The 15553-nt window shown below is 69.5% G+C and carries 12 protein-coding genes; 2 read left to right on the forward strand and 10 right to left on the reverse strand.

Translation table 11 applies throughout. The features are described from left to right. Positions 1 to 406: 406 nt before the first annotated feature. From HNQ61_RS16735 to HNQ61_RS16770, 8 genes are all read right to left on the reverse strand, one after another. Positions 407 to 1543 (reverse strand): metallophosphoesterase, encoded by a 1137-nt coding sequence (locus tag HNQ61_RS16735; protein WP_170032526.1) that lies wholly within the window; start codon positions 1541 to 1543, stop codon positions 407 to 409. A gap of 559 nt (positions 1544 to 2102) precedes the next feature. Then, a complete protein-coding gene (locus HNQ61_RS16740) occupies positions 2103 to 4301 on the reverse strand; it encodes a M3 family metallopeptidase (RefSeq protein ID WP_170032528.1) in 2199 nt (732 codons plus the stop codon). Positions 4302 to 5119: 818 nt separating this feature from the next. After that, the gene (locus tag HNQ61_RS16745) at positions 5120 to 5506 is read right to left on the reverse strand and encodes a response regulator (RefSeq protein ID WP_170032530.1); all 387 of its coding nucleotides are present in this window, start codon (positions 5504 to 5506) and stop codon (positions 5120 to 5122) included. A 115-nt stretch (positions 5507 to 5621) separates the two neighbouring features. Further along, on the reverse strand, positions 5622 to 6188 hold the full coding sequence (locus HNQ61_RS16750; protein ID WP_170032532.1) for a DUF488 domain-containing protein: 567 nt from the start codon (positions 6186 to 6188) through the stop codon (positions 5622 to 5624). 7 nt (positions 6189 to 6195) lie between these two features. Further along, positions 6196 to 6840 carry a YceI family protein gene (locus HNQ61_RS16755; RefSeq protein ID WP_170032534.1) on the reverse strand — a complete coding sequence of 215 codons (645 nt, stop codon included), beginning with the start codon at positions 6838 to 6840 and terminating at the stop codon, positions 6196 to 6198. Between the two features lie 75 nt (positions 6841 to 6915). Further along, the gene (locus HNQ61_RS16760; protein WP_170032536.1) at positions 6916 to 7875 is read right to left on the reverse strand and encodes a tetratricopeptide repeat protein; all 960 of its coding nucleotides are present in this window, start codon (positions 7873 to 7875) and stop codon (positions 6916 to 6918) included. Positions 7876 to 8036: 161 nt separating this feature from the next. Next, entirely contained in the window at positions 8037 to 8786 is a 750-nt protein-coding gene (locus HNQ61_RS16765; protein WP_170032538.1) for an energy transducer TonB family protein, read from the reverse strand. 175 nt (positions 8787 to 8961) lie between these two features. After that, positions 8962 to 9606, reverse strand: a complete 645-nt coding sequence (locus HNQ61_RS16770; protein ID WP_170032540.1) for a TolB family protein — start codon at positions 9604 to 9606, stop codon at positions 8962 to 8964. A 228-nt stretch (positions 9607 to 9834) separates the two neighbouring features. Here HNQ61_RS16770 and HNQ61_RS16775 point away from each other — a divergent pair, with 228 nt between their 5' ends. After that, entirely contained in the window at positions 9835 to 10413 is a 579-nt protein-coding gene (locus tag HNQ61_RS16775) for a hypothetical protein (RefSeq protein ID WP_170032542.1), read from the forward strand. A gap of 117 nt (positions 10414 to 10530) precedes the next feature. Continuing rightward, complete coding sequence (locus tag HNQ61_RS16780; RefSeq protein WP_170032544.1) at positions 10531 to 10887, forward strand: hypothetical protein; 357 nt, start codon at positions 10531 to 10533, stop codon at positions 10885 to 10887. A 247-nt stretch (positions 10888 to 11134) separates the two neighbouring features. Here HNQ61_RS16780 and HNQ61_RS16785 read toward each other — a convergent pair whose 3' ends face one another. Continuing rightward, positions 11135 to 13021, reverse strand: a complete 1887-nt coding sequence (locus HNQ61_RS16785) for an ATP-dependent nuclease (protein ID WP_170032546.1) — start codon at positions 13019 to 13021, stop codon at positions 11135 to 11137. Positions 13022 to 13665: 644 nt separating this feature from the next. Continuing rightward, positions 13666 to 14730 (reverse strand): aminopeptidase, encoded by a 1065-nt coding sequence (locus HNQ61_RS16790; RefSeq protein ID WP_170032549.1) that lies wholly within the window; start codon positions 14728 to 14730, stop codon positions 13666 to 13668. Positions 14731 to 15553: the final 823 nt, after the last annotated feature.

The raw sequence follows: 15553 nt of genomic DNA on the forward strand, positions 1-15553 counted from the left end.
GCCGTTTTCGCGTGGACGGAGGTCGAACGAGGCGGAACGGAAGGGCGCGCGGTTCAGATGGTTGAGGCGCATGCCGAGGCTGCCCTCACCCCCCAGCCCCCTCTCCCGCAAGCGGGAGAGGGGGAGCCGTTCGGCGCGGCGGACGGTTTGTCGCGCGTCGCCGTCCTTGTCAGTGAACGCAGTTGAAGCCCCGATCGTGGACGCGATAGCGGCCGCGAGTCGGGGCTTACCGCTGTTTGAGCGGCGGATTCATTCGCTCAACCCACTTCGAGCCCACGCCCGGTTCCACCTTCCTCACCGATCTGTCCGCCCCGCCCCAACCCTCCCTCAGTCTTTTTTGGGGGAGGGTGGGCCGGTGGTGCCGGCCCGGGTGGGGGCCGCCCTGAACTCGGCGACGTGCGCCCGATCAGCCGCCCCGCCGCAGCGTCACCACCGTAACCTCCGGCGGCGTGCCGACGCGGAACGGGATTCCCCAGTAGTTGGTGCCCGGGTTGATGTACAGCACCGAACCGCCACTGCGGTACAGCCCCATCGCGTGCTCCAGAAAGACTGACGCCACGCTCCACCGCAGCCGCGGGATGGCGAGCTGCCCGTAGTGCGTATGCCCGCTGAGCGTCAGGTCCACGCCGCGCGCCGCCAGTTGCGGCCACAGCGCGGGATTGTGCGCCAGCACCACCGTGAACGCGTCCGCCGGCACCCGCGCGAGCGTCCGCTCCACGTCCGGCGCGACCTCCCCCGCCGCGACGCCGAACCCGCCGCGGCCCGCGGGATCGCCGGTGCCGCCCATCCAGAACCGGCTTCCGTTCCGCTCCATCGGCACGGCGTCGTTCACGAGCACGCGCCAGCCCAGCCGCTCCATCCCCGCGCGCACGGCGCTCCATCCCGCGTACACGTCGTGGTTGCCCGCAATCGCGAACACGCCCATCGGCGCCGACAATCCGCCCAGCGCGGCGCCCAGCGGCTCCACGTCGCGCGCGTAGTCGTCCACCTGATCGCCCGTGAGCACGATCACGTCCGGGCGGGCGTTGTGCACCGCGTCGCGGATGCGCGCCAGGTGCCGCCGCGGCGTGTGCGGGCCCACGTGCAGATCGGAAAGCTGCACAATCCGCATCCCGTCCAGCCCCTCTGGAAGTCCGTCGATGCGGATGTCCAGCGGCCGCAACACCAGCCGCCGCGTGCCGATGTATCCCCAGACGGACAGGACCAGCAGGAGCGCGCCGAGGCCGGCCACCGCCCATCGCCCCGACACCTGCGCGGCGCCGAACGGCAGCCCGGCGACCAGTCCCACGAGCGCGGCGATGGCGAGAAAAGGGAGGAACAGCTGCCCGTACCAGAACGGCCGCATCACCCACACGCGGGTGAACACCGACGGGTACCCGCCCGATGTCATCCGCTTCACAAAACCGATGATCGGCAGAAACAGCATGAGCGCCACCACCAGGATCGCCAGCCATCCGCCGGGTGTCACCGGAGCGAGAATGCTTCCCAGAATCAGCCAGCACAGGCCGTCCCAGAGACCCAGAATCAGGATTGCCTTCTTCATCGAGCGAACACACGCTTTCTATTTCGGACACGGACGCGCACTGGGTGTCAGAAGACGACACCAGCAGCATCCTCGATTGAAAGAACTTCGTCGGAATACCAGATCCGTACCCCGGAACCATGATCCGGTTAGTCTCAAGGGCCGAGGAACTGAAACCGGTGTGCTTCGGATGGGACCGCTCGCCGGAAAGGGCCCCCTCTCCCCGGCCCTCTCCCCCGCTCCGCGGGAGAAAGGGAGACCTAACCACGAAAGCACACCGCGGCGCAGGTGGCGATTCCATGCAGTTGAAGCCCCGAACCGGACGCGCCAGCGGCCGTTGTCGGGGCTTACCGCTTCTGGAGCGGCGGATTCATCCGCTCTCGTGCCGGGGATCGGCGGCGGCCTTGCGCTCGGCGGATCAACGGATGTGATCCATCGCATCATCCGTCGTGATTGAGAGACGGCCGGCGATCACGAGGATCGCCGGCCGCCGCTCATCCACCGGAACCGCCGCGGTTCATCGACCGAAGTCAACGTCCTTCATCGGCGGAAACGATGCCGCTCATCCACCCTCGCGCGGTCAGGGGCGCGCGGCGGGAGCCGACGTGGTCGGGAAGCCGCGGCGGCGCATGAGCGCGTCCACGCTGGGATCGCGCCCGCGGAACGCACGGTACGCCTCCGCCGGGTCCACCGTGTTCCCCACCTGGAACACGTACTCCCGCAGCCGCCGCGCGACCTCGGGATCGTAGTACCCGCCCGGCGCCTCGGCGAACGCCTCGGCCGCGTCGGCGCTCAGCACGTCGCTCCACAGGTAGCTGTAGTAGCCGGCCGAATACCCGTCGCTGCTGAACACGTGCCCGAACTGCGGCGTGCGGTGGCGCATCACGATCTCGCGCGGCATCCCCAGCTGCGCCAGCGTCTCGCGCTCGAACGCGCGCGGGTCGATGTCCGCGTTTCCGGCCAGGTGCAGCTTCATGTCAATCAGCGCGCTCGACAGGTATTCCACCGTGGCGAAGCCCTGGTTGAACGTGCCCGCCTGCTTGATGCGGTCCACCAGCGCCTGCGGAATGGGCGCGCCGGTCTGGTAGTGCAGCGCAAAGCGGTTCAGCACCTGCGGCGTGCTCAGCCAGCGCTCCAGCAGCTGCGACGGGAACTCCACGTAGTCGCGCGACACAGCGGTTCCCGACAGCGTGGGATAATTGACGTTGCTCGAAAGCCCGTGCAGCGCGTGCCCGAACTCGTGGAACAGCGTGGTCGCGTCGTCCCACGAGATCAGGACGGGCTCGCCGGCGCTTCCCTTTACGAAGTTGCTGTTGTTGCTGACGATGGTGGTGACTTCGCCGTCGAACCGCTCCTGATTGCGGTACGCATTCATCCACGCGCCGGAACGCTTGCCCTGCCGGGCGTACGGATCAAAGTACCACACGCCGATCTGCCGGCCGCTGGCCCGGTCCGTCACCCGGTACACCGTCACGTCGGGATGATAGACGGGAACGTCCGTCACCGGCGTGAACTGAAAGCCGAACAGCTCGCCGGCCACCCAGAACATCCCCTCGCGCAGCTTGTCGAGCTGCAGGTACGGCTTGACCTCGTTCTGGTCCAGGTCGTACTTGGCCTTGCGCACCTTTTCGGCGTAGAACCGGTAGTCCCACGGCTCGATGGTGATGTTGGCGCGCTCGGCGTTGGCCACGGCCTGCATGTCGGCCACTTCCTGCCGCACGCGCGCCACGGCCGGCGTCCACACCGCTTCCATCAGCTGCATGGAGTTTTCCGGCGTCTTGGCCATGGCATTCTCAAGCCGCCAGTGCGCGTGCGTGGGATAGCCCAGCAGGTTGGCGCGCTCCACCCGCAGCTTCAGGATCTGGGAGATAGTGGCGTTGTTGTCCGTTTCGCCCTTGTCGCCGCGGTCCACGAACATGCGCCACGCGCGCTCGCGCAGGCCGCGGTTCTCGGAATACGTCAGGAACGGGTCGATGGATGAGCGGGTGTTGCTGATCACCCACTTGCCCGTCATCCCGCGGCTGGTGGCCTCGGCGGCGGCGGCGGCGCGCAGCGACTGGGGAAGCCCGGCGAGCTGTGCTTCGCTGTCGATGACCAGCGTCTGCTCGCTCTCGTCCTTGAGCACGTTCTGGCTGAACTTGGTGTACAGCCCGGCCAGCGCCTGGTTGATCTCGGAAAGCCGCGCCTTCTGCGCGCCGCGCAGCCGCGCGCCGGAGCGCACGAAGTCGGTGTAGCGCAGCCAGGCAAGCCGCTGCTGCTCCGGCGTGAGGCGCGCCTTGTCGGGCGAGTTGTAGACGGCCTCAATGCGCCGGAAGAGCGCCTCGTTGCCGGTGATCTGGTCGCTGAACGCGGCCAGGCGCGGCGCCATCTCGCGCTCCACGGCCTGGAACTCCGGGCCGTTCATGGTGCTGCTCCACACGCCGTACACCGTGCTCACGCGGTCCAGCGTGCGGCCGGCGCGCTCCATGGCGGCGATGGTGTTCTCGAACGTGGGCGCCGCCGGATTGGAGGCGATCCGCTCGATTTCCGCCAGCTGCTCGGCCATGGCGGCCTCCATGGCGGGCTGGAAGTCGGCGATGCGCACCTGGTTAAAGGGCGGAACGCCGCCGTACGGGCCGGTCCACGGGGCCAGCAGCGGGTTGCTGCCGCGCGCGGGCGCGGGGGCCGAGGCAGCGGGTGCGTCGGCGGAGATGTCGTTGCTGTTCTGCACAGTGGCGCAGGCGGCGGTCGCGGCGGCCAGCGCCAGCGCCGCCGTGCGGGTGATCAGGGAGTCGCGCATGATTGTCGGATGAACGGGTATCCGGCCGCGCGGGGCGCGCCGGGGTGCCACGATCCGGCGCGCCACGATGCGTGGCGGCCGATGCCCCTTGTAAAGCCAAGTGGGCCATCGGTTCCCGCCAGATCCGGGCCGGACACTTCGTGGCGCCTTCCGCGTCTTCGGGACCGCGGGTGCAACGGACGCTCCGTTGCGCATCTGCGGCTCCGTACGGGCGGCCACGAAAACCGTTTCACGCGGAGGACGCGGGGGGTAACGGAAGGGGGCGCGGGGGTGAGATGAGGGGCGGCCACGGGTCAACGGGTAGGCCACACCCCCACAGCAGGTTGGGCGCGAACTCCAACATCGGCGCATGCGGAGAGGGGCCCCCATCCCCGGCCCTTCCCCCAAAAACCCTGGGGGAAGGGAGACCTCAGCGCGAGGGCGAACATCGGTGCACGCCGGCCGCTGTCGCCCGGCGGTTGGAACCGCGCCTTGAACAACACGATGTCCGCCGCCGCGGACCGCTTCCGCGGCGTTGACCGTCGTCCCACGATGCAGTTGAAGCCCCGAACGGCGCCTGTGGGCGTCGTGTCGGGGGTTACCGCTGTTGGAGCGGCGGATTCATTCGCTCAACCCACTCCGCTCACGCCCGGCACTCTCAGATTCACCCCGAACCATCCGCCCGCCCCCAACCCTCCCCCATTCTTTTTTGGGGGAGGGTGGGCCGGTGGTGCCGGCCCGGGTGGGGGCCGCCTTGATGCATGAGAAAGCGCCCCGCCGTCAACTCCCGGCAGGGCGCTTTCTGTTTCACATCTTCGATAAAACCGCGATCCAGCCGATCACCCCTCCGCGTCCTCCGGCGGCCCGACGAGCCGCCGCACCTCCTGCAGCAGGTGCGGCGGCAGGCAGGGCTTGATCAGCAGCCCGTCGAACCCCTCCGCGATGATCCGGTCCCGGTCCACCGACAGCGCCATCGCCGTCAGCAGCACGATGGGAACGTCGCGGGTGCGCGGATCCGCGCGAAGCTCCAGCATGGCCGCGCGCCCGTCCATCACCGGCATCGCCAGATCCATCAGCACCAGATCCGGCATGTGCTCGCGCACCTTGTCCACCGCCTCGCGCCCGTCCGCGGCCTCCAGCGCGTTGTATCCGTCGCGCTCCAGCACGGCGGTGAGCGCGATCCGGTTGTCCTCGTGATCGTCGGCGAGAAGTATGGTCCTTGGCATGCGGAGTCCGAAAACGATCTCATGACGTAGAAACGCCGTGCCTCCGCGGCACGGCTAGGGCCGCCTCACCGGCGCGTCCCGCCCGGGAACCCGCAAGATCAGCGCCCGGCGCTCCTCATCCGCCGAACAGGTCCGCCTGGGGCGTGGCCGGGTAGACGATCGTTCCGTCCGCCTGCACCACCGCCCCCGCCGACATCCGCGCCGGCGCGGGCGCGGCCAGGCTCACGATGTCGCTCACCTCCGCCCCGCGCGCCAGCAGCGCATCCGTAATCAGCCGGCGGTGGCACCGCCAGGGCACCGCCTCCGCGCACATGATCACCACGCGCCGCGACTCTGAATCCGCCAGCAGCCGGTCGATCTCCGCGCGGAAGGGCGCCGTCGCCATGTAATCGGCGTAGGCGCGAAAGGCGTCGTTGCGCCACGCCGTGTTGGGCGATGGCGCCGCGCCCGCCTCGGCGCGCCGCCGCCCGCCCAGCGCCTCCGCGTGGCGGTAGTCCATCCCCGCCTCGCGCAGCGATCCGGCCAGCGCCTCGGAGCCGAACTGCGGGTGGCGCCGCGAGCCGGGAAAGCGCCGCACATCCACCAGCAGTTCCACTCCGTTTGCCGCCAGCAGCGCGACGAACTCACCGATCGTCCGCGTGCTGTGGCCGATGGTGAACAGCGCTCCCGGTCCGCCTGTCATCCGCGGATCAGGACGCGGCGGCCTGCTCCACCGCTTCTACCGCGATGTTGATGGTGACCTCGTCCCCCAGCGTCACGCCGCCGCCCTCGGCCGCGCGGTTCCAGCTGACGCCGTAGTCCATGCGGTTGATCGTGGTCTGCGCCTCGAAGCCGATGCGGCGGCGGCCGGGCGCGCCCGCCACCTCCAGCATGCGGCCGGTGAGCACCACCGGCTTGGTGGTGCCGCGGATCGTCAGATTTCCCGCCACGCGCAGGTCGCGGCCGTCCATCGTCACCCGCGTGCTGCGAAAGGTGATGACCGGGTGGTTGGGCGCGTCAAAGAAGTCGGCGGACTTCAGGTGCGTGTCGCGGCGCTCGTTGTTGGTGTCGATGCTGGCGGTCTGAATGTCCACCTGCACCGAGCCGCCGGCCAGGCTGGCCGGGTCCGCCACGATGGTGCCGCTCCACTGGTTGAAGCCGCCGTTCACCCGGCTCACCAGGTGGCGGATGCGGAACGACAGTTCGGAATGCGACGCGTCGATGCGCCAGGTTACCGGCGCGGCGGGCGCGGCGATGGCGGGAACCGGCGCCACTTCGCGCGCGGGTGCGTTGGCGGCAAGGCCGATGACGAGCAGCGGCGCGGCGGCGAGGGCGATCCGTGTGGAAACACGCATTGGGTCGGGTCCTTTGTGCGATGATGATGGATGGGCTTCAGCACGAAGCCCGGGAGTGCCGGAAAGGGTGCGCGCCTACCGTTCTCCGCGGCGGCGCAGGATGCGGCGAAGGTCGGCCTCCGCGGCGATGTAGCCGAAGGGAGCCCAGTTTTCCGCCGAGGTGATGCGCCAGAAGATTTCCTCGGCCTGGTCGGGGCGGCCGTTGTACAGGTACCAGTTGCCCACGCCGTACCCCTGCGTGGCCAGCGTGAGCGCGTCGGCGGAACCGGGCGCCAACAGCGAGTCCGGCGAAAGCTCGCCGCGGTACATCAGCAGGCGGCGCAGGTAGGCGCCGTTTTCCACCACGTCCATGTCGGGGCGGATTCCCTGCAGCACCCGCTCCGCCTCTTCCTTTCGTCCGAGGCGGCGGTAGCTCATGTACAGCCAGTCGCTTGCCGCCACCCGCGCGTCGTCGTTGCGCGACACGATGAGCGCGTTGCCGAACGCCGCGGCGCCGCGCGTGAAGTCGCCGCGAAGGTAGTACGCCAGCCCCAGGTGGTACCACACGTTGAACGCCAGCGTGGTGCGCGGCTCGTTGCGCGCGTTGGGCACGCCGTCCGGCTCTTCCTGGTCCGGCTTTCCGCGGATGAGCAGCGCGGCGCGCTCCAGGTCGCGCTGCGCCCGGCCGAACTCGCGCACGGTGATGAGCCGGTGCCCGCGGTGGCGGTAGAAGCGTGCGTCCGTGGGGTGCTTGCGGATCCCCTCGCCAAAGATCTCGATGGCGTCGCGGTAGCGGCCCAGATAGGCCACGCGCCGGCCCAGCCACAGGATGGCGTCCGCGTTCTCGGGATCGCGCTGGTACACGGCGTAGGCGGAATCCAGGTCCGCCGCCAGACGCTGCCGGGTTTCCAGCGAAAGCGCGGGCGCGTACAGCGGGGCCGACAGCAGCGACACGGCTTCCGGATACCCGGCGGCCGTCGGCGGGCCGCGGTGCACACTGGCGCACGCGGTCAGCAGAAAGGCCGGAACCAGCGCGAGCGCGGCGGCAAGCCTCATCAGGACGGGGGCTGGGGTGCGGAACGCCGGACGGTGCCGCGCCGCCGTCCGCGGCGGGCGCGTACGGCCGCGCGGGGGCGGCGGTGAAGCGTGTGATGATGGAGGATACTCGCGGCGAAGCGGCTTGAAAAGGGGCCCCACCACGGCGGGGCCCCTCGCGCTCAGCGAACCCGCAGGGGGATGGTGGCTTCGCCGGGGACGGGATAGCCGTCCACGGTGGCCGGATTGAAGGCGATCATCCGCACGTACTGCAGCAGGCGCTGGTTGGCGAACACGCGCGCCGCGCTGCGCTCCACGTGCGCGTCCGTCACCCGTCCCGACTCATCCAGCGCCACCCGCACCCACACCAGCCCGCCCTCGGCCATGGTGGGCGGCGGGGCGGAATCGCGGATGTCGCCCCATCCGGAATAGGTGCCGGCCAGCGCCGGATCGCTGCGCTGCACCGGCTCGGCGCGGCACTCCTGGCTGCGCGCCACACGCAGAACCGGCCGGGCGCCCAGGTCCACCCGCATCCGCACGCCCCATTCGCGCTCCGCCGGCTGCGTGGTGCGGCGCGCGGCAAACACCAGCCGCTGCACCGAATCCGCCAGCGCGTCGGTCACGCGGTGCTCCATGACGTCGCGGCGCACGTTGGTGCCGTCCTCGTCGTAGCGCATGGCCAGCAGCACGTGGCCGGCCGGCTGTCCCGCCTGGCTCCACAGGCGCGCGAGTTCTGTGGAAAGCGCGGCGGAGTCCACCATCGCGTCGGCGGAGGGCAGCTCGCGCGGGGCGCCGGCGCCGCGGCAGCCGCGGTCCGAGTCCGCCCGCGCGTCGCTCAGCTGCGAACTCTCATCCGCGGCGGAGGCGAACGGGGCGCAGGCGGCGGCCATCAGCGATGCGCCGACCAGGAGAATGCGGGGAGAGATGGGCATGATGAGGCCCCACGGCACGGGAACGGGGCCGCGTGTCATGTAACAACGCGGTCACGGATGCGAGATGCTTCTGTCTCAGAGATAGTACCGACGCATCCGCAATGCCAGACTTTTCTCACCTTCTCCCATAATCGTTACGGACGGACTTTCTTTCCAGGATCGATGAAGATGCGCGTCAGCGGCAGGACGGCTCCGGCAGAGGGCCTGCCTCCGCCTCGAGAAAATCCCGCACCGCACCCTCCGTTTCGCCGATGGACCCCACCTCGCGGCCGTCCGGGGTGAACAGCCAGGTCCAGTCGTACGATCCGCCGGCCAGATGGTAGCGATGCTGGTCGACCAGCAGGTGGCCGGCGTATGAACCCGCGGGCACCACGTCCACGCTGTTGCCGGGGATCAGGTACCGTTCCGCACCGGTCGCCAGGTCGGCGACGTGGACGGCGTTCGACGTCGCCCAGGCGGCACTCCGGAAGTAGACGCGCGCTCCGTCCGGCGAAAAGACGGGGCCGCGCAACCCTTCCAGGTTCCGCTCCGGCGCCTCGTCCGCGCGCGACTGCACCAGGCGGCGGAGACCGCTTCCATCCGTCCGCACGATCCAGATGGACGACGGCTCCCCGCCGGCGGCGCCCGTGCGGACGAACGCCACCTGCGCGCCGTCCGCGGAAAGCCGCGGCTCCGAATCCTGCCCGGACCGGGTGAGGGTGCGCGCCTGGACCCCGCAGCGCGGGCGATACAGGATGTTGCCGGCCGCGGCCTCGACGGACTGCGCACGCATCGGCGCGGCGATCAGGAGCGGCAGCAGTATCAGCGCGAGCGTTCTCATGGCGGGCAGCGGGTTTTGATGGGAACCGGGGATGACGGATGGCGGGCCGGTTCAAGGTAGGCGCGAAGCGTGATTACCGGAATCCCGCCATGATGCGCCTCTCGCGGAGCGGATGAACATCGCGCGAACCGAACCTCCCGGCCGTGCGGGCGGGAGCGGATTGCACGCCATGGAGCGGCGGCATACGTTCAGCGGGTGAACCGGCCTACCCGCAGCCCCTGAGCTCCCATGCGCGCATCCATCCTCGCCCTCGCCGTCCTGGCCGCCTGCGCTCCGGCAACCCGGGGCGGCACCACGCCCGGAGCGCCGGGGCAGACCGGCGCCACCGGCGGCGAAAACACACAGGTCATCGCCAGCGGCGACGCGCTCAGCGTGTCCACCTCCACGCAGTTCCGCCTGATCGGCGCGGACATCGCCGCGCCGGTGGACCGCGTATGGGCGGTGCTCCCCGCCGTCTACCAGGAACTGGGGCTGCAGGCGACCGCGGACGCGCCCCGGCGCACCGTGGCCGTGCGGGGCGCCGTCATCAGCCGGCGCTTTCAGGGCCGCAGCGCCACGCAGTTCTTTGACTGCGGCAGCGGCCAGTTCGGCGCGGAGATCGCCGCGCAGAACGAGATCCGCATGGATCTGCAGAGCACGGTGCAGCCCGGGAGCACGGCCGCCACTTCGCGCCTGGAGACGGGACTGCGGGCCAGCGCGCGCGGCGCCACGGGCGCCAACGCGCTGATGGCCGTCTGCCACACGAAGCAGACGATGGAGGCGCTGGTGGCGGAACGGGTGCGGCAGAAGCTCGGCCTCACCGGCTGACATCCGCTACCCGCCACACGACGAACGCGGGCCCGGAGTCCGGGCCCGCGTTTCTCCATCTGCCATCTGGTCGATCGGTGTTGCCCGGCGGCGTTCTCTCCCCACCTGCCTTCCATCATGAACCGCTCCGCCTTGCCCCCGCTCACGATGCTTTTTCCGTTCTTTTCTCCCGGACTGGCGCGCTGGATCCGCTGGGGTGCCGGGATCGGCGCCGTAGTGGGGTTCGCGCTCGCGGGGTACGTGTACTGGTACTTCATGCGCGGGCCCGGTTCGGCATCCATCGATGCCGGCGAGGCGTACGGCTATATGGCGTTGCTGGCCGGATTTCCCTTCGTCCTGATCGGGATGGTGCTGGGAATGCCCGGAGTGATCGCGGGCACCGCATTGACCTGGGCGACGATCGGCGGCACCATCGCGGGAGTGATCGGCGTGATCGTCCGCCGTATCCGCGGAACCGATCTCCTGCCCGACTGACGCCTTTTGGGCGCGCCGGAGCGGATGAATCCGCCGCTCCAGAAGCGCAAAGCCCCGACACAACGCGCTCCGCGCGATGTTCGGGGCTTCAACTGATCTGGCTCCCGCACGATTCCGGGGTGTGCTCCCTCTCCCACATCTGTTCGTGGGAGAGGGTCGTCGTGCGCAGCACGCGGGGTGAGGGCCCCAGCCCGCCGCCACGCCCATCCTTTGGTTCCACGAAGAATCCACCGCCCCAACAATCCCCTCACGCCACCGCCTGACGCCTCCCGTCATCCGGCCCGCGATCCCGATCCTTGTCCCGGTCGCGATCCCGCGGGGCCGGCTCGGGCTCCACCTCCGGCGCGGGCTCCAGGCTCAGCACGGGCACGCCCGGCTCCGGCGGCTCCGGACGCGCCAGCTGCCGCTGCACGGGGACGCTTTCCTCGCGCATCCCCTTTCGCCGCGGCTCCGCGATCCACCCCGCCACGCGCTGCATGAAGCGCCACACGCCACTGGTTCCCGGACGCTGGTACGTGCCGTCCGACGGGTCCATCCCCATCCGGTTAAAGACCTGCGTGAGCCATTCCGGCCCGTGCCCGCTCACCCCCAGCTCCGGCATCCAGCACTCCAACTCGCCCGCCGGCACCAGAAACACGCCATACTCGGCCAGGTTGTCCAGCAGCAGTTCGAACTGGTCGCGCGCCTCGCCGTTCAGGCGATAGATGCCGCCGTCCTTGTAGTGCGCGTTGTTCATCTTCTGGTGCAGCAGGCGCCGCGACTGCTCCCACGGCTCCCAGAACACCTGCGGAACGAACGCCGCGTGCAGCAGGTCGCGAAAGTCCTCGCGCCCCTTGAGCAGGTCCAGGTCCAGAATGGCCGCCGCGGGCAGACCCATCTCGCGCAGCGGCCGGATGATGCGCCGCACCGTCTGCTTGTTCTGCGCGTTCAGGAACACGCATCCGTCGGCCCCGCCGGAGCGGTGCGCCAGCATGCGGTCGTTGATCTCCTGGTAGTACACGCGGTCCGCGTCCGCCTCGCACACCACGGCGCCCTCGTGGAACATGGCGCCCAGCACGCCGGTGCTGCGCAGCAGCGGATCGCGCATCATGGCTTCCAGCTGGTGCGCGGCCAGCATGCGCGCGCCCGGAATTCCGTGCCGGTGCGTCAGCCGCACGATGTTCACCGCGTGGCCGGAAGTGACGCACCCCATCACGAAGTCCGGCGAATGGGTGGCCACGAGCACGTTGGCCCCCCGCTCCGCCGCCAGCTGCGTCAGCCGCCGCCCCAGCTTGCGCGTCAGTGGCGGATGAAGAAAGGCTTCCGGCTCGTCCACCAGCATGATGCGGTAGTCGGCGCTGAGCAGCGCGGCGGTCAGTCCGGTGAACGCGCGGATGCCGTCGCTCATTTCCGCGATGTCGGTGGCGCGGCCGTGAAAGGCGCGCGAGCGGTCGTCGGCGGCCTGCTCCTCGTCGTTGTCCAGCGGCGCGCGCTCCGACATCCGCACGCGAAAGTGCGAGCCGGCCGTGGGGTCCACGACAAAATAAAGGCCGAACGCATCCGCCGTGATCTCGCGGATGCGCGCGCGAGCCTCGTGGTCGCGGAACAGCACGCCCAGGTGGTTGGTGGGATTGGCGGCCCGTGCCGCGGCGGCCTGCGGCTGCGTAAGCGCCAGCCGCGTCTGCCCGTCCAGCCGCAGCGTGAACAGCGCCAGCAGGTCGCGGCAGATGATGTCGAGTTCTTCGTCCGTGGGGTGGTCCACGTGCGCCGCCGCCGCAAGGAGCGCGGCGATGTCGATGGTGGCCTCCACCAGCGGCTCCGCCGTGTCCGTGGCGCGCCTGCGCGAATACTCGCCCGGTGACCGCAGACGGAGGACGGTGATCTCGTTTTCCGCCGTCGCGCCGTCCTTTACGCCCAGCGCCCGCGACCGCAGCATCTGCTCGATGGTGGCGTCAGACGGAAGCCTGATTCCCAGCTTGCGGATGATGTGGCGCGGCGAGTCGCCCCCGGACCCGATGAACTCCTCCACCTCGCGCAGGGCGAGGCTCTTTCCCGAGTTGTTGGGACCGACGAAGACCGTCATGGGGCCGGGCGTAAACCGAAGCGGTTCATCGCCTTCCGCCGCGCCGAAGCGCAGGGCTACAGACTTGAGCATCGTGTCGGGACACCCGGCGGGGCCATGACGGGAGCGCCGGGTGCGGGCTGTGGGTGCGCCGACGGTCGGGTCGCGGTCTGGGATGAGGATCTCGGAACGCAGGGCCCTGATTCAGGAGAGGAAAATCGCGAAAAGTGCGCCAGCCGCGCCGCAATCCCGCGCATCCGCCCGCCGTGCAAGCGCTTGGGCACGGATGCGGACGATCGTGCACATGTACGAGCCGGACCGCCGTCCGCGCCTCTCCCGAGCGAATGGGAAAAGATCGTGCGAACGGACCAGCGTGATTGCCGCGCCCGGGTCTCCTGAGCGGATGAATCCGCCGCTCAAAGAACGCGTAAGCCCCGACACAACGCGCTCCGCGCGATGTTCGGGGCTTCAACTGCATTCGGGCGATGAACAACGGTGGGGCCGCAGTCCGCGCAGGCGGACTTTGTGTCTATCGAGGCGCGGTTTCAACCGCCGGACAGAACCCCGCCATGCCCCCCGGATCTCTCCTCCAAGCCAATCTGGTGTGTGCTCCCTCTCCCACATCCGTTCGTGGGAGAGGGTCGTCGTGCGCAGCACGCGGGGTGAGGGCGTCACTACACGCCGCGCACGAGCCACGATCTCGAGCACCCAATCATCCAACACCCGCCATCAGCCGATCAGCCCGGACCCACCAGCGCCGCCACGCCCGCGTATGGATCCGCGTGGCTGCCCCGCGCCGCCTCCACGATGTCGTGCGTCGCGCGGCGGAAGTCGCCGCCGCGCGACTCGTACACGCGCTCGAACAGTTCCAGCCGCCGGTAGTAGATGCGCCGCGAAATCAGCGTGGCATTGTTCAGCGGATCGCGCGTAAAGCTGCCGAACGTGTCCACCCGCAGCCGCGGCCGCACGTCGCGCGCAAACCGCGCCTGCGCCTCGCTGAAGATGCGTTCGCGCTCGCGCAGCTTATCGTCGGCGGACAGGTCCGGGCGGGCGTACAGCGCCTCCAGATCATCCACCATCGCCTCCAGAAACTCGCCGAACAGCAGGTCGTCGTGCCACGCGCCAGTCGCGGTCACGCAGGTCTGCGCCTGGGGCCCGTCGCGTCCGCAAAAGAACTCGATGGCGCCGCGGCCGCCCACGAAGTTGGCCAGGCTCTCGTTGAAGACCGCCTGCCCCGGGGCGTAAAAGGTGTTGTGGAACAGTTCGTGGATGACGGTATTCGCCAGCGAAACCTCGTCGTAGCGCAGCAGCGTGCTGAGCAGCGGATCGTTGAACCAGCCCAGCGTGCTGAACGCGGCGGAAGGGCGCACGTACGTGTCGAAGCCGCGGGCCTGCAGGCGGCGGGCTTCCTTTTCCGCATCTTCCGGGTCAAAGAAGCCCTTGTACGGCACGCTTCCCGTGATGGGAAACCACCACGTGTACGGCTGAAAACGATCGCGGTACGCGGCGGACACCACGGTCACCAGCGTGTCGGAATCCACCCGCGAAAAGAGCGTGTAGCTGTCGCCGGTATTGAGGCGCAGCGAATCCGCGGCGAACTGGCGGGCCTGCAGCACCAGCAGAAGCTTGTTGCGCGTGGGCGCGTCCGTGGCGGAATCCGCGACGATCGCGGCGATGGGCCGCCGCCGCGACAGGATCTTTCCTTCTTCCCACGCGCCGCGCAGCACGTACAGTGGCGAGCACGCCGAAAGAGTGCAGAACGCCGCGAGTGCCGCCGCCAGCCGCCAGCCAGGTTTGATCATGCGTCCCACAAAGGCGCGAGGTCCGGTCCGTCGTTTCGCGCCCAATCTACCGACGCTCCTCGACACGCGCACCGGATGAGCCTGTGCCGACCAATTCCCTCTCCCCGCTCCGCGGGAACGGGAGACCTCAGAGCGTACGGATGGCACGCCGCGGCGCGGAGCAATCGATGCCGACGGCCATCGTAACAAATTTCCAAATTGCCGCGGTCAAGTCAGCGGCTCGGCCCCGAACGCGGCTCCGTGCCCTAACCTGTTGCGCCGTCGGGAGAAGCGGCCAGCGCCGCCGCCCGGGTCCGAAGACGATCCCGCTCCATCATCACCCCTGGCCGTGGAGATCGAGGAACGGGGCGCGAAAACCGGCCCTTGACAGACCGCCATTTCCCGGCTACACTCATCGCCACTTGGGAGTCGCGTCCCGATGATCGCCTGCCTTGCCGCCCCGTGCGCAACGCAGGCTCCCCCTCCAACGCAGCAGTGCGGCGGACAGGGATCATCAGGATGCGGCTCTTTTTTTGTTTCTGGCGGATTCGTTCCGCTTCACCCGTGCAGCAGGTACCGACTTCGATGATGGCGCACTTTGCGATTCCGGCGATTCTCAGCCCCGCGGCCCAGCCGCTGGGCACGGGACCGTCGTGCGCCCTGGTCGGGAACCCGGAATTCGACAAGACGGACACGAACGGACTCCGTGGTGCAGCCGGCAGCAGCCGGCGTGATACGGACCACATGAATGCGGGAAGAACAGCCGGGTGCGCGCCCTGACGCGCAACGGAACTGTTCACCGGGAGCGACGCTTTTTCGCCCCGCCCGCGCAACTGCCGGGCGG

The organism is Longimicrobium terrae, from assembly GCF_014202995.1.
Taxonomy (GTDB): Bacteria; Gemmatimonadota; Gemmatimonadetes; order Longimicrobiales; family Longimicrobiaceae; genus Longimicrobium; species Longimicrobium terrae.